We start from the raw sequence: 17,390 nt of genomic DNA, 5'->3' as shown, positions 1-17,390 counted from the left end.
GCGGTTCGGGTCAGGTCGCCCCATGGGGCGATGTCACTTCATTCCGGCCAATTTGATGTTGCCGATGATCTGGCGCTGGAAGATCAGGAACAGGATGATCACGGGCGCGGCCGCGAGCACCGAACCTGCCATCAGCAGGCCGAGTTCGGTCGATCGTTCGGAACGGAACGTGGCCAGGTATTGCTGAACCACGAACTGCTCGGGGCTCGTGATGGTCATGATCGGCCAGACGTAGGAGTTCCAGTACGCCAGGAACGCGGTGATCCCCATCACGACGAACGGCGGTTTCGAGAGGGGGAGGAAGAGCCGCACGAAGATCGTGAACCGGTTGCAGCCGTCGAGCATCGCGGCCTCTTCGAGACTCGACGGGATGCTCAGGTAGAACTGCCTGATGAAGAAGACCATCGCCGCGCTCGCGGCGCCGGGGATCACCAGCACCGAGAGGGTGTCGAGCATCTGAAGGTTCGTCACCACGATGAAGCTCGTGAGCAGGATCGTCATGCCCGGGATGAACAGCGTCGTGATGAGGATCACCCACAGCGTGCGCTTGAACCGGAAGTCCAGCCGCGCGAACGCATATGCCGCGAGCGAGTTCACGGTCAGGCTGAGCACCGTGAACAGCACGGCGCCGAGGAAGGTCCATGTCATCGTCCACACGAATGTGGGGTCGCCGAGGATCTGGACGTAGTTCTCCCACTTCCACACCTCGGGGAAGAACTGGAACGGTGTCTTCAACACCTCGGTCTTGGTCTTGAAGCCCGCGATGAGCATCCAGGCGAGGGGGAAGAGCGCCAGGACGATGTACAGCGCACCCAGGAGGCCCTTGCCCACGGCGAAGAACCACCAGCGCGAATCGCGCACGGGTCGTCGAGCCGGGGCGAGTTCTTGCGTTGCAGTCACGTCAGTCCACGAGCCTTTCGGAGTTGACGAACCGGAACACGAGCGCCGACACGCTGCCCAGCACCACGAAGAGGAGCATGGCGGCCGCGATCGAGAACCCGACGTTGATGTCGTTGCGGAAGTGGATGAAGATGAACAGGTTCGGCAGGGTCGTCGAATTGAGTGGACCGCCGTTGGTCATGATGAGCGGCAACTCGAATTGCTGGATCGCCGCGACGAACCCCGTCACCACGAGGTAGAGGAGCACGTTCTTCATCTGCGGCAGCGTGATGTAGAACGTCTTCTGCCACCAGTTGGCGCCCTCCATCGAAGCCGCCTCGTAGTATTCGGGCGGGATGTCGACCATGGCCGCGACCATGATGAGCGACGTGAGCCCCATGCCCAGCCAGATCGCCGGCACCGCGATCGCGACGAGCGCCCAGGCGGGGTCGCCGATCCACGCGGTGGGGTCGATGCCGAACAGGCCGAGGAACCAGTTGAGCAGGCCGCCCGAGTAGTCGTAGATGAGCACGAAGATGATCGATGTGATCACGGTCGAGATGATGGTCGGCACGTAGATGCTGACCTTCAACAGCCCCGCGAAGCGCCGTGAGACGCTCACGACCAGCGAGGAGAACATGAACGCGAGCACGAGCATCGGCGGCACCGTGAGCAGCACGAAGATGAACCCGCGACCGATGGACTCGATGAAGAGCGGGTCGCGCAGGACGTCCGTGTAGTTCTTCATGCCGACGAACACGGGATCCTTGTAGAAGCTCCAGTCCTGGAACGACAGGTAGAAGGCGTAGATCGCCGGCCAGACGACGAAGATGCCGAGCAGCACCATCGCCGGCAGGATCAGCCAGTAGGCGAGCTTGCCGTCTCGGTATCTATAGCGAGCGCGTCGCCGGCGTTGCTCCCGTCGGTCGTTCGCATGCCGGGTGTCGGCGACGCCGACTCCGCCGCGCACCAGTTCGGTGACCATGATCCGTCCTGTCAGTTCGGTGCGGACTCGGCCGATCGGAGGTCGGTCGCCCGACCTCCGATCGTCCGAGTGTCGATCAGTTGCTCGGCGCCTTGCTCGGCAGATCGTTCTTCTCGATCACCGTCTGAATCGCAGCCGACGCGGTCTTCAGCGCGTCGTCGATCGATGCGGCGCCCTTCATGCCGGCCTCGACCGCCGTGCCGACCGCGAGCGAGACGTCCCACGGGTAGGTCGGCTCGGGGATCGCAGTGGGAGCGATGTCGTCGACGATGATGCTCGACCACGGGGCATCCGCTGCCCCCTGCGTTCCAGCCACGGCCTCCTGGACCGAGTCACGCACTGGGACCTTGGTGAACTGCGTGTCGACGAAGAACGGAACGAGGTTCTCGGGGTCGCCGGCGAGGGCCCACTCGAGGAACGCGCCCGCCGCTTCGGCGTTCTTCGTCTTCGCGTCGATGACCCACTTGAAGTTGCCGAGGGTCGTGGCGGTGCGGTCATCGGATCCGGAGGCCGAAGGGAACGCGCCGATGCCGGTCTTGGCCAGCAGGTCGGGGTAGTCGGAGCCGATCTCCGACATCATCCACGAGCCCGAGACCTTGAATGCGGCCTTCTGCTCGCCGAAGTCCTTGCCTTCGACGTAGGCGGCGAGGGGCTGCTTGGGCATGTACCCCTTGTCCCACAGCTCCTTGTAGTTCGCGATGAAGGCCTCGTACTCGGCGTTCTCGACGTCAGGTGCGGTCCAGTCGTCGGTGAGTGCCGTGTGACCGGCGAAGTTGTACTGCTGGCCGACCGACGACCAGGCGAAGGTGATCGCGTCCTGCGCCGGCGAGATGCAGTACTGGCCGCTCTGCAGCGTCGGCTGGATCTTCTCGCACGCGGCGAGCAGGTCGTCCCACGTCGCCGGACCCTGCTCGGCGTCGACGCCGGCCGCGGTCAGCATGTCGGTGTTCCAGAACAACACCGACTGGGGCTCGAGCAGCAGCGGGTACGCGTAGTACTTGCCGCCGATCTCGGACACGGGCTTGGCCGCGTCGATGATCTCGCCGAGCTTGTCCTCGTCGACCACCTTGTTGAGCTCGTAGAGCTGGCCCGCATTCACGGCGTCTTGAATGCTGCCCGGGTGGGTGTAGATGTCGGGCGCCTTGCCTGCGGCCTGCGCGGCCTTCATCTTCTGGTCCCACGCGTCGGCGGGCACCTCGGTGTCGACCACCTTCACCTCGTCTTGAGCGGCGTTGAACTGCTTCACGATATCGGCGTACCACTCGTTCTCGACCGGCGTGAAGGTGCGATGCCAGAATTCGATGGTGGTCGTGCCGCTTGCATCGTCGCCGCTCGACGGCGCGCACGCGGCGAGCAAGGCCCCAACCGCAACGGCCGCGATACCGACGCTGGCGAGCCTCGTGATTCTCTTCTGCATTCGTCCCTCCTCAGGAACTCGACTCATCGGTGAGTCGTTGCTGTGGCCGGTCAGGAAGCCCGGTCGGGCTCGATCAGGGTGCATCGCACATTGCGGATCGCCGCTGATCTCGCCTCGGCGTCAGCGTACGCGAAATCGATTTCATGCGCAAGAGAAATCGATTGCAGGCGCCTTCGAGTCGGACGTCAGCGCCCACGCACGAGTTCCACCGAGAACCAGAACACGTTGTACGGCCCCCACAGCGACAACGTGAAGTAGATGCGCTGCCCGCCGTCGGAGACGTAGCGCGGGTTCAGGTACGGCGAATACAGCCCCGGGTAGTCGTCGGCCGAGACCATCTCGATCGGCTCGCCCCACGGCCCCCACGGGGTGATCCCCTCACGGATGTAGGCGTTCCCGCCGTCGGAGTAGGTCATGATCCAACGATCGAGGTAGTCCGACCACATGACCGAGAGTCCGCCGATCGTGCCGTCGACGACGGTGACCGCCGCCGCCATGTCGGCAGACCACTCCGGCGTCCCATCTGCCGTCGTGCTCGCGAAGTACTCGTACGCCGAGGCATCCTCGACCGCTTCGACCGTCGCGGGCACCCGCATCAGCTGCACGCCGCCGAATCGACCCGCGGGAATCGACCAGAAGTAGATGTGCTCGGTGCCGCCATCAACGACGTGCGCAGTCGCGACCTGGATGAAGTTCGAGTCGCCCGGCCAGCGGGGCGCGTCGAGCGCTGTCCACACACGTCCCTCGTCGGTCGACTTCGCGAGGCCCGCGAAGTTCGAGTCCCATGCACCCGGTTCGCCCCAATACCTCACCGACATGTACGAGAGGTAAAGGGCGTCGCCGACGGCGAACCCGTACGTCGGGATCTTCGTCACCTCGCCGGTGCCGTCGTTCGCGTCGTGCTCGCCCTCGACGAGGGCTGTGGCCCAGCCGAGGTCGTCGGACGACGTCCAGCCGTCGAACGTGATGCCGTCGCTCGGATCGTCGTCTGTCGTCCAGGCCGACACGTTCGAGCGCCAGTTGCCGCCCTGGCCGCCGTACGAGTCGGGGTCGCGCTGGCCGAAGGTGTCGCCGAACAGGAAGAACGTCTTGTCGCCCAGGTTCACCATCGATCCGAGGTCGGTGCCGGCGACCGCGGCGGCCTCGGTGTCGTTGATCGCGTCGGGCCCGGTGAGCTTCGCGATCTCGGTCAGGTCGCGAACACCCTCGAGCACGAAGGGCTCGTCGGGGTCGGGGTCGACGGCGGCCGGGCTCATCGCGTCGTCTCCGGCGTCGGCCGCCGCACAGGCGCAGAGCGCGAATGCAGCGGATGCTGCGGCCGCGGCGATTCGCAGAGTTGGTGTGGCTCGGGCATGGCGCATGATCCTCCTCGATCGTCCCGGTCACGATACGTTGAAGCGGCCGATTTCGAAATCGATTTCACAGATTCGCAGACAAAAGACCGCCTCCCGAGCCGACTCGGTCAGGCGGCGATCACCGCAGTGTTTCCGACGCGGACGAGGAGCGGCGTCGACAGCATTTTACTTAGCAAAGCTAATGAGCTACGCTAATTAGCTATGGCAACCATCGCAGAGCAGAGCACAGAGCTGCGCTTGGCGACGTTCCGACTGGCCCGCCGCATGCGCGCACAGAAGGCCGACACGGCACTCAGCGATGCCCAGTTCGCCGTGCTCGGCGCCCTCTACCGCGGCGGCACGCAGACCCTCACCCAGCTCGCCGAGCGCGAGAAGGTGTCGGCGCCGTCGATGAACCGCACGGTCAACTGCCTCGAAGAGACCGGCTACATCGAGCGCACCGCCGACGAGGTCGACCGCCGAAAGACCAACATCGCCCTGAATGACGCGGGCCTCGCCCTCGTCAAGGCCACCATCTCGCAGCGAGACGCGTGGCTCACCACCCGCCTGCGCGAGCTCTCGAAAGACGACCGCGCCGTGCTCGTGCGCGCCGCAGAACTGATGGGAGGGCTCGCCACCCAGTGAGTGCCATGTTCCGCTCCCTCGCCCACCGCAACTACCGCATCTGGTTCATCGGCGCCCTCGTCTCGAACGTGGGCGCTTGGATGCAGGCCACGGCCCAGAACTGGGTCGTCCTCACCGAACTCACCGACAACGACGCCTTCGCAGTCGGCATCACGATGGCGCTGCAGTTCGCCCCGCAGCTGCTGCTCGTGCCCATCACGGGCCTACTCGCGGACCGCTTCGAGCGGCGCAAGATCCTGTTCTTCACGCAGTCGGCACTCATGCTGCTCGGCCTCGGCCTCGGCCTGCTGCTCATCCTCGGCCACGCCGAGCTCTGGCACCTCTATGCGTTCGCCCTCGCGCTCGGCATCGTCAACGCCGTCGACATGCCCGCCCGCCAGACCTTCGTCTCCGACCTCGTCTCGAGCTCGAATATGTCGAACGCCGTCGCGCTCAACTCGGCGTCATTCAACTCCGCCCGCCTCATCGGCCCCGCCGTCGCGGGCGTGCTCATCGTGTTGTTCGGCTCGGGCTGGGTGTTCGTCATCAACGCGATCTCGTTCCTCGCGGTGCTCGGCGCACTCGCCATGCTGCGCGGTGGGCGACTGAAGCCGGTGGCTCGAGCGACCGGATCAGAGCGGCCAGTGGGTCAGTTCATCGCGGGCTTCAGGTACGTGCTGACGCGTCCAGACCTCATGATCGTGTTCGTCATCGTGTTCCTCATCGGCGCGTTCGGCATGAACTTTCCGATCTTCTCGTCGACGATGGCGGTCGAGTTCGGGCGCGGCGCCGGCGAATACGGCCTGCTCTCATCGATCCTCGCAATCGGCTCGCTCACGGGTGCGCTGCTCGCGGCCCGCCGTGAACGCGCCCGCATCCGCGTCATCATCATCGCGACCGCGTTCTTCGGCCTCGCCACGCTGATCGCGGCACTCATGCCCACCTTCTGGACGTTCGCCGCCTCGACCATCCTCATCGGCCTCGGCGCCGTCACGATCTTGACGACCGCGAACGGCTACGTGCAGACGACGACCGACCCCGCACTACGCGGCCGCGTGATGGCGCTCTACATGGCGATCCTCGTCGGTGGCACTCCGATCGGCGCACCGATCGTCGGCGCGGTCGCCGACGGCTTGGGCCCGCGCTGGGCGCTCGGCGTCGCGGCGGTCGCCGCGGGGGTGGCGGCCCTCATCGGCCTGGGTTGGCTGGTGTTCTCACGGGGAATGCGGGTGGCGAGGCATCCGCAATCTGCCTGGCGACCCGTCGTTCGATTCACGGATGCCCCGACCGCGGCCCTCTCCGCGATCGAGACGCAGTCGCTTCCCGTCGTGCGGGCCGCTTCGTCGGCCAGTCCGCACGAGGCCGACGTCGCACGTGGCGCGCGGCCCATCAGATCGTCTGGCGCGCCGCCACGAGCGGGCACTCGAACGGATCACGTTCGCCGAGCCCCACTCGGTTGATGTAGCGCAGCACGATGCCGTACGACTCGAACAGTCCCGCCTGCACGTAGGGCACGTCGTGCTCGCGCAGGTAGCCCGAGATGATCGGCGCGGCACGGCGCAGGTGCGGGCGCGGCATCGACGGGAAGAGGTGGTGCTCGACCTGGTAGTTGAGTCCGCCCATGGCGGTGTCGATCCAGCGGTTGCCGCGGATGTTGCGGCTCATCATCGCCTGGCGCCTCAAGAAGTCGAGCTTCAGCGTCGGCGGCACGAGGGGCATGCCCTTGTGGTTCGGCGCGAACGAGGCGCCCATGTAGAGCCCGAAGAGTCCGAGCTGGACGCCGAGGAAGGCAGCCGCCACACCCGGCGACAGCACGAGGAACACGAGGGCGAGGTATCCGACCACCCGGGTCATGAGGAACGCGATCTCGACCCACCGCCGCTTCACAGGCTCCCGGGCGAAGACCCGGTGCACGCTCGACGCGTGCAGCGAGAGCCCCTCGAGCAACAGCACCGGGAAGAAGAAGACCCCCTGGTGGGCGACGAGCCACCCGGTCAGCGCGTTGCGACGGCGCGACGCCTGCTCGGGCGTGAACGAGATGACTGGCAGCTCGATGTCGGGATCGGCGCCGATCTTGTTGGGATTGGCGTGGTGGCGCGTGTGCTTGTGCTGCCACCACCCGTAACTCATGCCCACGAAGAGGTTGCCCACGACGAGGCAGGTCCAGTCGTTCCAGACGCCCGACCTGAAGATCTGGCGGTGCGCGGCGTCATGCCCCAGGAATGCGGTCTGCGTGAACAGCACCGCGAATCCCACGGCGACGATCAGCTGCCACCAGCTGTCGCCGATCCAGATGAAGACCGCGATTGCAGCGGCGTACGCAACCGGCACGGCGATGAGCTTGGTCCAGTAGTACCCGTAGCGGCGTCGCATGAGTCCCGACGCCTGAATGAGCCGGGCGAGCTCGGTGAACTCGCTGTTGCCCCGATCGCCGACGGATGACGCTGAGGCGGCGTGGGTGCGGACGATGGCGGACATCCTCGGTTCCTTCGTCTGAGTCGCGTGCGACGACGCGATGGAAACAGATTCAGGTGACCGAGGTCCAGGGCTACCTGATGTCAAGGGTACGCTCGCTCGAACGCCCCCGACAAGACTTCGCGCGCGGTTCACCGCGCATCAAGCTGGTGGTATCGGCGACTCAGTTTTTACAATGAGCGCATGAACGACCCGACCCGGGAGCGTCGACTCGTAGAGACGTTCGTGACACTCGCCGACACGCTCGTCGAGGGCTACGACGTGATCGACCTCCTGCACACCCTCGTCGAGCGCTGCAGAGACCTGCTCGACGCGGCCGATGCCGGCATCATCCTCGCCGATCAGCGCGGTGCTCTCGCTGTGGCGGCGGCAACGAGTGCGCGCTGCGAGCGCATGAGCGCCGTGCAGCTGTCGATCGGTGCGGGACCGTGCATCGACGCCTACACGTTCGGTGCGGTCGTCTCGGCCGCGGACCGCACCGAGATCGGCGACCGGTGGCCGACACTCGCCGAAGCGACATCCGACGCCGGATACGAATCGGTGCACGCGATCCCCATGCGACTGCGGGATGCGACGATCGGTTCGCTCAACCTGTTCGGAACCTCACGTGGTCACCTGAATGACGACGACGCGGTCGTCGCGCGCGCGCTCGCCGACGTTGCCACCATCAGCATCCTGCACGAGCGTGTCGTGCGAGAGGGCGACGTCGTGCGCGCGCAATTGCAGCACGCACTCGACAGCCGGGTGCTCATCGAGCAGGCGAAGGGGATCGTGGCGCAGACCCGCGGCATCGACGTCGACGAGGCGTTCGGCCTCATCCGCAAACGAGCGCGCGACAGCGGCACCCGGCTCGTGGAACTCGCGCGCGGCATCACACAGCGCGTCATCGAGCCGTGAACCGGGTACGCGTCAGATCACGCCGAGCGCGCAGCGGCGCTTCGCCGACGAGGAGTTCAGCCTGAGAAGGGGTTCCGCACCTCGACGCCCGAGACGCGCTGACTGTGGTTGAGATCCTCAGTCCAGAGCACCGAGCAGTTCGTCTGTGTCGCGCTGCGCACGATCATCGCGTCCCAGAACGAGAGTTGCGACTGCTCGGCGATCTCACTCGCCGCGATGACGTCGGCGGCGGTCGGCGCGTGGACGTGCCACATGGAAAGTGCGCGCACGCGGTCGCGGGCGCTCTCGGGTGAGATCGGTTGGGCGATCTTGCGGGTGGCGTTGACGGTGAACTCCTGGAGGACCTGGACGCTGAGAACTCCAGTGCGCTCACGACCGAGCCGACTGACGAGCTCGCGCGCACGGCCGTGCCGTTCACCGGCGGAAACGTCGTAGGCGTAGAGCAGGACGTTCGTATCGACGAACTCGTACCTCATCGCGCATGCGCCTCGTCGCGCGTCAGCGCGGCGTCACCGACACGTAGCCCGACCCCCTCGCGCATGAGCCGCTCCTCGGCGGCCCATACGCCGTCGTACTCGACGTCGACGCGGCTCATCAGCAGATCTGCGACGAGCGCCGACACCGAGGTGTCGTGCTCGGCAGCGAAGACCTTGGCGCGCCGGAATACCTCTTCGGGCAGCGAAAGGGTGACATTGCGGTTCGCCATGTGCACCAGTGTAACACTGGTACACATGGCATGCTGCGACTCAGCGCTCGATCTTGTCGAGGTGCAGCATGCGGGCGAGGTTCTTGTCGAGCTCGTCGTCCTGGAAGACCTTCTTCCAGTCGTCCTTGATGATCGACTCCTTGCCGTAGTCCATCGCGATGAGGCAGGCGTCGCTGAACGGGTTGTCGCCGCGCAGGCCGTTGGCGAGGGCGACCTGCGTGTGGCCGAGCAGGATGGACCGGGCTGCCGCCTCGGGAACGCCCATGGTGTTCACGGCCTCGTCGAGGGCCTCCTTGAGGAGTGCGCCGACCATGCAGGCGATGGTCTCGACGAGGGTCGGCTCGAGCTGCGCGAGCTGTTTGACGGTGACCCAGTGCACGTCGATGACGGGAGCGTAGATCGCGCGGACCGTGGCCTCGACGATCGCGGCCTTGGCGGGGTCGTCGGACTCGATCGCGGCGATCGCGTCCTGCGGGGCGGCGATGCCGCCGAACGTGTCGGCGTACTCCTCAGGGGTGGTGCGCTGGAGGAAGACCGAAGGGTGGCACGGGTGGGCGACGGCCTGGATGACGTCGTCGCGCGTGGTGAGCAGTCCCGCGTACGCCGCAGCCGGGTCGAGGGTGAGGACGATCGCGCCGGGCTTGAGCTGCGGCACGATGTCGGCGGTCACCGGGGCGAGTGCGAGGTCGGGTACGGCGAGCACGACGATGTCGGCGTCGCGCACAGCGTCGGGGGTGTCGGTGAGCTCTCGGCCGGCGGCGGCGACGCGCTCCTGCCCGGCGGGCGAGTTCTCGCTGTACGCAACGAGGTGGTCGGTCTTCACGAGGTTGTCGCTGACGCGCATCCCCATCTTGCCGCCGGCGCCGATGATGGCAATGCGGTAGGTGTCGGTCGACGTGATGGTGTCGGTCGTGGTGGTCATGAGTTGCTCCTCAGGTATTGCAGTGCGGTGTCGGTCCAGGCGATCTCGGTCGCCACGGTCGTGTCGGGATCGCCCTGCCAGGGCAGCCAGTGCTCAACGATCTCGTTGATGCCGCGGGCATCGGGGTCGATCGCCGCGCGCAGGCGCGGGTAGTCGTGCAGGCCCTCCCCCAGCGGCGCTCCGCTGTAGGTGAAGCCCACCCAGCCCGGCTGGCGGGCGAAGGCGAAGTCCTTGACATGGATGTTTCGGGTGAGCGGGGCGCACCGCTCGATGACATCGGCCGGCAGCTCGAGGCCGGCGACAGTGTTCGCGGGGTCGAGGCAGATGCCCAGGCTCTCGCTGCCGATGCGGTCGACGAGCCCGACCAAATCGGCCGATGGCAGCTGCTCGTACGTCTCGAGCGCGAGCGTGACGCCGGTGGCCTCGTAGTCGCCGATGGCGGTACGGAGGTACCCCGCGGCCTCGTCGAGCGTGGGCCGGAAGTCGGGCGCGAAGACCATGCTGCGCACCAGCTTCGCGTCGAAGAGCTCGGCGAGGCGCAGGAACGCGGCGAGATGCTCGGGTTGCACGCCCTTCGTGCCGAGCTCGATCGTCAGGCCGAGGCGGCGCGCCTCGGCCGCGGCTTCGGCGAGTTCGGCATGCGACATCGCGAGCAGCGGCTCGTAGTCGCAGATCTGGAATAGGCCGACACCGAGCGCGCGGGTGCGCTCGAACACGTCGACGAGGCCGAGCGGCTCAGGTACCCGATCGGACTGCTGCCAGAAGAAGGCGTAGCTGCCAAGGCCGATCATGAGGCCACCGCCGTATTCGCCGAGTGCGCATCCGACCTCGCGTCGGCCAGCGCCGACGCCTCGTCGAGCACCCCGGCGAGGGCGTCGGGGTCGTGCGCGAAGCGGCCGAGGAAGAGCCCGTCGACTGAGTGGCCGAGCCGTGCGAGCAGGCCGGGTCCGGCGGAGCCGCCGTAGATGACGGTGCTGCCGTCGCGGTCCTCGAGCGTGTCGAGCTCGGCGCGCAGCCGCTCAGCGACCGTCGCGATGTGCGCGACAGGCGCGGGCTCGGGGCCGCCGATCGCCCACACCGGCTCGTAGGCCACGATGACCCGTCCCGCGGGTGCGCCGACGAGGGCGGCGCACAGCTGCACAGCGGTGGCGTCGGCGGCCGCGGCCGCATCCACGCGGTCGGCCTCGCCGATGCACACGACGGGGGTGATGCCGCTGCGCAGCGACGTCTCGACCTTCGCCGCGACATCCGTATCGGTCTCACCGAACAGTCGCCGCCGCTCGGCGTGGCCGACCTCGGCGACGCGCACGCCGACCTCGGCGAGCTCGGGCGCGCCGACCTCGCCGGTGTAGGCGCCGCGGTCCCAGGCTGCGACATCCTGCGCGCCCACGAGGGTGCGAGTGCCCGCGAACGCCTCGACGGCCGGCAGCACCTGCAAGTAGGTGGGGATCACGAAGAACTCGACGCGGCCGTCGGCGACGGCGGGATGCCCCGCCACGAGCTCGGCGACTCGGTCGAACCACCGGCGCGCGTCGGAGTGCCCGAAGTACATCTTCAGGCTCACCCCGATCGACACGCGGGCGGTCATCAGCAGGACCCGGTCGTCTCGTATTCGCCGATGATGGCAACCTTCTCGGCCGATGCCGAGGTGGGGTCGAAGCGGTAGCCGAGCCACTCGCGCACGAGGCGGCGGGCGAGCTCGATGCCGACGACGCGCTGACCCATGGTCAGCACCTGGGCGTCGTTCGAGAGCACGGCCCGCTCGACCGAGAAGCTGTCGTGGGCGGTGACGGCGCGGATGCCGGGCACCTTGTTCGCGGCGATCGCCACGCCGAGGCCTGTGCCGCAGACGAGCAGGGCGCGGTCGGCCTCGCCCGCCGCCACGAGCTCGGCGGCGGCGATGGCAACCCTCGGGTACGGGGTGTGACCATCGGCGTCCACGCTGACGTCGACCACCGAGGCCACGTCGCCGTTCTGCTCGAGGTCGCGCTTCAGGATCTCTTTGTAGCCGAAGCCGGCGTCGTCGCTTCCGACAACGATGCGCAGTGCGGTGCTCATGCGGTGGTTCCCTTCGTAACGAGGCCGGCGCGCTCGGTGAGCACGTCGGCGACGGCACGCACGATGAGGGCGAACGAGTGCGCCCCCGGGTCGGGCGTGCCGAGGCTCTTCTCCGCGTGCGGTCGGGCGCGACCCATGCGCGGCAGGAGGTCGGCGGTAGCGGCGGCGGCCGCGACGGCGGCGTCGGCGGCGACGGCCCAGGCCTCGGCGAGGGATGCCCCGCCGTTGACCTCGCGGGTGAGCGTCGCGCTGAACGGCACGAGCGCGTCGACCATGGTCTTGTCGCCGACCTTTGCCTTGCCGTAGGCGCGGATGCCCTCGCCGGCGGCTGCGACGCCGGCGGCGACGGATGCCGCGTGGGGCGCCTGCTCGTCGCCGATTGCCGCCCCGAGCGACCGCAGCGCCACTCCCCACAGCGCGCCCGACGTACCGCCGGCGCGGTCTGACCACGCGTCGCCGGCACGTTCGAGCATGGTGCCGGCGCCGGCGCCGGCGGCGATCGCGACGCAGGCCGCGTCACCAGCGGCATGGGACCCGCGCTGCATGCCGATGCCGTGGTCGCCGTCGCCGGCGATGGAGTCCAGGCCCCCGAGCTCGTGTACGTGCTCGTCGACCGTCTGCCGAACGAGCGCCAGGACCTCGCCGAGTCGCTCGGCGGCGACGCGTGACTCGTCGCTCGCAGCGGGCACGACCTGCACTTCGTCGGCGAGGACCTCCGCGGTGTCCGCATACGCGACCGGGGCGACGGAACCGCGCCGGAAGGCCGGGGTGTCGGCCGGGGCCGACCAGAGCCGCTCGAGCTCCTCGTCAAGCCAGAAGAGGGTGAGCGAGGCGCCCGCCATGTCGAAGCTCGTGCAGAACTCGCCCACCTGCGGGTCGACGACCTCGACGCCCACCTGCGCCAGCAGCTCGGCGACGCGGCCGAACACGACGAACAGCTCTTCGTACTTCACGGCGCCGAGGCCGTTGAGGATCGGGACGACGCGGGCTCCGGCGACGGTCGCGACGCCGTCGGGCAGGTCTTCGAGCAGCCGGCCGACCATGAGCTCTGCGAGGCCGGCCGCGGTCGGGACATCCGTCTCGCCGATTCCCGACTCGCCGTGGATGCCGAGGCCGACCGCCATACGGCCCGCGGGGACCGAGAACAGGGGCTCCTCGGCGCCCGGAAGCGTGCAGCCCGTGAAGGCGACGCCGAACGAGCGCGTGCGCTCGTTCGCGAGCCGCGCGACTCGGACGACCTCCTCGAGGTCGTAGCCTTCGGCGGCGGCAGCACCTGCGGCCTTGAAGACCGTGAGGTCGCCCGCGATGCCGCGGCGCTTGTGCTTCTCGGCGAGCGCGGCGCTCGACACGTCGTCGGTCACCGCCACCGTTTCGCACGGGATGCCGGCCGCCCGGAGCTGCTCCTGCGCGGCGTCGAAGTTGAGGACGTCGCCGGCATAGTTGCCGTACGTGAAGAGCACGCCGCCGCCCTGCTGCGCCGCGGTCGCGACCGAGCGCACCTGCTGGGTGGAGGGCGAGGCGAAGAGGTTGCCCATCGCAGCGCCGTGCGCGAGGCCGGGGCCGACCAGTCCGCCGAATGCCGGGTAGTGGCCGGAGCCGCCGCCGATGACGACCGCGACCTCGCCTGCCGGCGACGCCGTCGCGCGTGCCACGCCGCCGGGCACCGCACGGACGTAGCGGCCGTTGGCGGCCACGAACCCGCGCACCATCTCGTCGGCGAAGTCCTCGGGCGCGTTGTAGAGCCTGGTCATCGTGCGGCCTGCCCGGCGTCGGCCGGGGCGTCGATCTCTGGAGCGAGCTGCTCCTCGACGAGCTCCTCGGCGGTCTCGTGACCGTGCGCCACCTTCACGCGGCCGCTGCGGGCGAGGGCGATCATAAGCACCGCGGAGATCAGCATGAAGAGGCCGACGATGACCATCGGCAACTCGTAGCCGCCCGTCCAGTCGTGCACCGCACCCGTGATGAAGGGAGCGCTGAACCCGGCGAGATTGCCGATGGTGTTGATGAGGGCGACGCCTGCGGCCGCGGCCACGCCGGTGAGGAACTGGGTCGGCAGCGTCCAGAAGTTCGGCAGCGCGGCGAAGATCGCCATCGCCGTGATCGAGATGACCGCGATGGTGAGCACAGGCGATCCGGCGAACAGAGCGAGAGGAATGCTCACGGCGCCCGCGATCGCGGGTCCCGCGATGTGCCAGGTGCGGAGGCCGCGGCGGCCCGCGTCGCGCGACCACAGCCAGAGCGCGATGGCGGCCGGGATGTAGGGGATCGCCGTGATCAAGCCCTTCTGGAAGACGTCGAACTCGACGCCCGCCTGCGACTGGAAGCCCTCGATGATCGTCGGCAGGAAGAACGCGAGCGCGTAGAGGCCGTAGATGAACCCGAAGTAGATGAACGACAGCGCCCAGACCCGACCGCTCTTGAACGCGTGCTTGACCGAGACGTGCTGCTGCTTCTTCTCGGTCGCCGCCTTCTCGCGGTCGAGCGCGTCGGTGAGCCAGACCTGCTCGGCCTGCGTGAGCCACTTGGCATCGGCAGGGCGGTCCTTCAGGTAGAACCACGCGATGATGCCGACGACGATGGCGGGGATCGCGACGCCGAGGAACATGAACCGCCAGCCCTCGAGGCCGAAGAAGACGCCGTCCTGCTGGATGAGGAGGCCGGCGAGCGGGGCGCCGATGACCGTCGTGAGCGGCTGCGCCAGGTAGAACAGGGCGAGGATCTTGCCGCGGTGAACCGCGGGCACCCAGAGGCTGAGGAAGAGGATCGCGCCGGGGAAGAAGCCGGCCTCGGCGACGCCGAGGATGAACCGCAGCACCGCGAGCTGTTCGAAGTTCTGCACCCAGGTGAAGAGAGCGGCGACGATGCCCCAGCTGACCATGATGCGGGCGAGCCACTTGCGGGCGCCGAATTTGTGCAGCGCGAGGTTCGACGGCACCTCGAGCAGGATGTAGCCGATGAAGAACACGCCCGAGGCGAACCCGAACTGGGCGGCCGACAGGGCGAGGTCGTCGTTCATGCCGTTCGGCGCCGCGAAGCCGATGGCCGTGCGGTCGAGGTAGTTGATGAAGAACATCAGGGCCACGAACGGAACGAGTCGCACGGCGACCTTCCGGATCGCGGATTGCTCCACTGTCTTCTTCGGCTGAGTGGCGGTGTCCACGTCGACTCCTGTTCCTTCGTCGGAGGGCGGGGAGAGATCCCCGAAAGCTGTATCGAAGGCTATATTGCCCAACCGGTTGACCAATTGCAAGCTCGGCGAGACAGATGACCCGCAGAACCGGTTGGTATCTTGATGGCATGCCCGTGTTCCGTGACGACAGCTCTGCAGAGATCGCCGCCGCACTCGGCTCGCTCCCGACGGGGTCCGCCGTGTCGGTTGTTGCGACACGCCTACTCGACCTGTTCACGAGCGGGTCCATCCCGCCGGGCACGCGCCTCCCGCCCGAGCGGCAGCTCGCCGCCAGCCTCGAGGTCGGCCGATCCGCGGTGCGCGAGGCCCTCGCTGCGCTTGAGATCCTGGGCATCGTCGACGTGCGCCCGGGCTCGGGCACCTACCTGCGCGGCACCGTCAGCGAGCTCCTCCCCCAGAGCCTCAGCTGGGGCGTGCTCCTCGGCGAGCGGAACACCGCCGAGCTGCTCGAGCTCCGCTCGGGCCTCGAGATCTATGTGGCACGACTCGCCGCCGAACGGCTCACCGACGCTCAGCTCACGAACCTGCGCAGGCACCTCGACGTCATGCGCGTCTCGATCGATGACCTCAAGTCATTCGTCAAGTCCGACTTGGCATTCCACCATGACCTTGCGAGCGCAGCGGAGAACCGTCTACTACTCGACCTGCTGCAGGTGGTGCGATCGCTCCTGCGTGTCTGGGTCGAACGTGCCGTTGAGGAGGAGGGTCACGCACGCGCCGCACTCGAGGAGCACGAGGCCGTGTACCGGGCCCTCGCCGCACGCGACGGCGATGCAGCCGCCTCCGCGATGGCGGCGCACATGACCACTGCGTCGGCGCGCCTCGCATCGGCAGGCGCGGACGGCACCGGGGACGCGGCTCCGGGAGCGGCCTGAGCCGTCCGAGCTTCGGCGTCGTACAGGCGTTCCGCACTTGAGGAGCGGTACGCCCGGCTTCCGCCATAGACACGCGGATGCATCGGTCAGCGGTCGTGCGAGTCGAGCGCGGCGACGTCGATACCTCATGCCGCGTGCGCATCGTCGCGCGTCAGCGCTCCCGTCACTCGTCCGCGAGCAACCCACGAACGAGCTGGGGCAGTTGCACCGTCACCGCCCGCCAGAGCACGTCGTCATCCATGCCGACGTAACCGCCGTGTGCGGCGATGTTCCGCATCGTGCGGATGCCGCGCACCTCGTCTTCGGTGAGGCGGTCGGCCAGCTTGGACGTCGCGGAGTCTTCGAGCAGCGCGGCCATGCGAATCACCGCCATACTCGCTGCATCGTAGCTCGACGAGCCGTCGACGAACTCGTTCCGTGCCGATGCGGCGACTGCATCGAGCCGGCGCAGCACCCGCTCGAGTTCGTCCCGGACGTTGCGGTCGTCGTGTTGCATGCGTGCCTGCATCGGCCGACGCGGAGCCGGCGTGAAGCCAGCACGTTCTCCGTCGGTCACAGCGGGACCGCCTCGGCCCGGATGCGATCCGCGATCGGCGATCTCGTTGTCTCCGAAACGACGTCGACAGGGAATCCGATCAGCCGCTCGGCTTCAGCGATCAGCGCCGCGATGTCGAAGAAGTCGCCGCCGGGTTCGACCCGGACGAGGAGATCGACATCGCTGTCGAAATGGTCCTCACCCCGCACGGTCGATCCGAACACGCGCACATCGGCAAGGTGGCGGCTCGCGGCGAACGCGACGATCTCCTTCGCGTGGGCGGCCAACGGGAGCGACGGGCGGTAGTCGGCCGCCTCCAGTACGCGCTCGAGGAGCTCGGCAGAGGGCGTGCGACGACCCGTCTCCATCTGCGCGAGGCTCGGCTGGGCCAGGCCGACGCGCTCGGCGAGTGCTCGCTGCGTCAGGCCGGCGTCGGCTCGCGCGGCCTTGATCAGTTCAGCCGCGCGCGCGGGATCGAATCGGGCCATACCAC

General features: G+C 67.9%; 19 protein-coding genes. 4 read left to right on the top strand and 15 right to left on the bottom strand.

The window, feature by feature from the left end:
- Positions 1-33: 33 nt before the first annotated feature.
- The 4 genes from ABD164_RS07965 to ABD164_RS07950 all read right to left on the bottom strand — a co-directional run bounded on the left by ABD164_RS07965 (position 34) and on the right by ABD164_RS07950 (position 4,642).
- Positions 34-900, bottom strand: a complete 867-nt coding sequence (locus tag ABD164_RS07965; RefSeq protein WP_344295225.1) for a carbohydrate ABC transporter permease — start codon at positions 898-900, stop codon at positions 34-36.
- A 1-nt stretch (position 901) separates the two neighbouring features.
- Positions 902-1,864, bottom strand: coding sequence for a carbohydrate ABC transporter permease (locus tag ABD164_RS07960; protein ID WP_344295224.1), 963 nt, complete (start codon positions 1,862-1,864; stop codon positions 902-904).
- Between the two features lie 76 nt (positions 1,865-1,940).
- Positions 1,941-3,281, bottom strand: a complete 1,341-nt coding sequence (locus ABD164_RS07955) for an ABC transporter substrate-binding protein (RefSeq protein WP_344295222.1) — start codon at positions 3,279-3,281, stop codon at positions 1,941-1,943.
- A gap of 185 nt (positions 3,282-3,466) precedes the next feature.
- Positions 3,467-4,642 (bottom strand): glycoside hydrolase family 183 protein, encoded by a 1,176-nt coding sequence (locus ABD164_RS07950; RefSeq protein ID WP_344295220.1) that lies wholly within the window; start codon positions 4,640-4,642, stop codon positions 3,467-3,469.
- A gap of 195 nt (positions 4,643-4,837) precedes the next feature.
- On the opposite strand from ABD164_RS07950, the gene ABD164_RS07945 reads away from it, so the two are divergent.
- Both ABD164_RS07945 and ABD164_RS07940 read left to right on the top strand, forming a co-directional pair.
- Positions 4,838-5,260 (top strand): MarR family winged helix-turn-helix transcriptional regulator, encoded by a 423-nt coding sequence (locus tag ABD164_RS07945; protein ID WP_344295218.1) that lies wholly within the window; start codon positions 4,838-4,840, stop codon positions 5,258-5,260.
- A gap of 5 nt (positions 5,261-5,265) precedes the next feature.
- On the top strand, positions 5,266-6,699 hold the full coding sequence (locus tag ABD164_RS07940; protein WP_344295217.1) for an MFS transporter: 1,434 nt from the start codon (positions 5,266-5,268) through the stop codon (positions 6,697-6,699).
- On the opposite strand, the gene ABD164_RS07935 is transcribed toward ABD164_RS07940, so the two are convergent.
- The gene (locus ABD164_RS07935) at positions 6,629-7,717 is read right to left on the bottom strand and encodes a fatty acid desaturase family protein (protein WP_344295215.1); all 1,089 of its coding nucleotides are present in this window, start codon (positions 7,715-7,717) and stop codon (positions 6,629-6,631) included. The two genes, ABD164_RS07940 and ABD164_RS07935, sit on opposite strands and share 71 nt — an antisense overlap.
- 180 nt (positions 7,718-7,897) lie before the next feature.
- Between ABD164_RS07935 and ABD164_RS07930 the strand changes: the two genes are divergently transcribed.
- Entirely contained in the window at positions 7,898-8,611 is a 714-nt protein-coding gene (locus ABD164_RS07930) for a GAF and ANTAR domain-containing protein (RefSeq protein ID WP_344295213.1), read from the top strand.
- 56 nt (positions 8,612-8,667) lie between these two features.
- Here the strand turns inward: ABD164_RS07930 and ABD164_RS07925 are convergent, their stop codons facing one another.
- The 8 genes from ABD164_RS07925 to ABD164_RS07890 are packed head-to-tail and all read right to left on the bottom strand — an operon-like array spanning position 8,668 to position 15,370.
- Positions 8,668-9,087: a PIN domain-containing protein gene (locus ABD164_RS07925; protein ID WP_344295211.1), complete on the bottom strand. Its 420-nt coding sequence runs from the start codon at positions 9,085-9,087 to the stop codon at positions 8,668-8,670.
- Positions 9,084-9,317, bottom strand: coding sequence for a DUF6364 family protein (locus ABD164_RS07920; RefSeq protein WP_344295209.1), 234 nt, complete (start codon positions 9,315-9,317; stop codon positions 9,084-9,086). Before ABD164_RS07920 ends, ABD164_RS07925 begins: the two co-directional genes overlap by 4 nt.
- A 40-nt stretch (positions 9,318-9,357) precedes the next feature.
- Complete coding sequence (locus tag ABD164_RS07915; RefSeq protein ID WP_344295207.1) at positions 9,358-10,239, bottom strand: phosphogluconate dehydrogenase C-terminal domain-containing protein; 882 nt, start codon at positions 10,237-10,239, stop codon at positions 9,358-9,360.
- The gene (locus tag ABD164_RS07910) at positions 10,236-11,030 is read right to left on the bottom strand and encodes a sugar phosphate isomerase/epimerase family protein (RefSeq protein WP_344295205.1); all 795 of its coding nucleotides are present in this window, start codon (positions 11,028-11,030) and stop codon (positions 10,236-10,238) included. The genes ABD164_RS07915 and ABD164_RS07910 overlap by 4 nt, the downstream gene beginning before the upstream one ends.
- Complete coding sequence (locus ABD164_RS07905; RefSeq protein ID WP_344295204.1) at positions 11,027-11,827, bottom strand: triose-phosphate isomerase family protein; 801 nt, start codon at positions 11,825-11,827, stop codon at positions 11,027-11,029. The genes ABD164_RS07910 and ABD164_RS07905 overlap by 4 nt, the downstream gene beginning before the upstream one ends.
- Positions 11,827-12,297 (bottom strand): ribose-5-phosphate isomerase, encoded by a 471-nt coding sequence (locus ABD164_RS07900; RefSeq protein WP_344295202.1) that lies wholly within the window; start codon positions 12,295-12,297, stop codon positions 11,827-11,829. The genes ABD164_RS07905 and ABD164_RS07900 overlap by 1 nt, the downstream gene beginning before the upstream one ends.
- On the bottom strand, positions 12,294-14,048 hold the full coding sequence (locus ABD164_RS07895; protein WP_344295200.1) for a dihydroxyacetone kinase family protein: 1,755 nt from the start codon (positions 14,046-14,048) through the stop codon (positions 12,294-12,296). Before ABD164_RS07895 ends, ABD164_RS07900 begins: the two co-directional genes overlap by 4 nt.
- Positions 14,045-15,370: an MFS transporter gene (locus ABD164_RS07890; protein WP_344295481.1), complete on the bottom strand. Its 1,326-nt coding sequence runs from the start codon at positions 15,368-15,370 to the stop codon at positions 14,045-14,047. Before ABD164_RS07890 ends, ABD164_RS07895 begins: the two co-directional genes overlap by 4 nt.
- A gap of 224 nt (positions 15,371-15,594) precedes the next feature.
- Between ABD164_RS07890 and ABD164_RS07885 the strand changes: the two genes are divergently transcribed.
- Positions 15,595-16,362, top strand: a complete 768-nt coding sequence (locus ABD164_RS07885) for a FadR/GntR family transcriptional regulator (RefSeq protein WP_344295480.1) — start codon at positions 15,595-15,597, stop codon at positions 16,360-16,362.
- Between the two features lie 163 nt (positions 16,363-16,525).
- Here the strand turns inward: ABD164_RS07885 and ABD164_RS07880 are convergent, their stop codons facing one another.
- A complete protein-coding gene (locus tag ABD164_RS07880; RefSeq protein ID WP_344295198.1) occupies positions 16,526-16,858 on the bottom strand; it encodes a HepT-like ribonuclease domain-containing protein in 333 nt (110 codons plus the stop codon).
- Positions 16,859-16,914: 56 nt separating this feature from the next.
- Positions 16,915-17,385 carry a helix-turn-helix domain-containing protein gene (locus ABD164_RS07875; protein ID WP_344295196.1) on the bottom strand — a complete coding sequence of 157 codons (471 nt, stop codon included), beginning with the start codon at positions 17,383-17,385 and terminating at the stop codon, positions 16,915-16,917.
- Positions 17,386-17,390 lie beyond the last annotated feature (5 nt).

The sequence above is a fragment of the Agromyces neolithicus genome (assembly GCF_039529735.1).
GTDB classification, from domain to species: Bacteria; Actinomycetota; Actinomycetes; order Actinomycetales; family Microbacteriaceae; genus Agromyces; species Agromyces neolithicus.
Note: the sequence above shows the minus strand (reverse complement) of the source record. Positions and strands in the feature narration are given on the sequence as shown.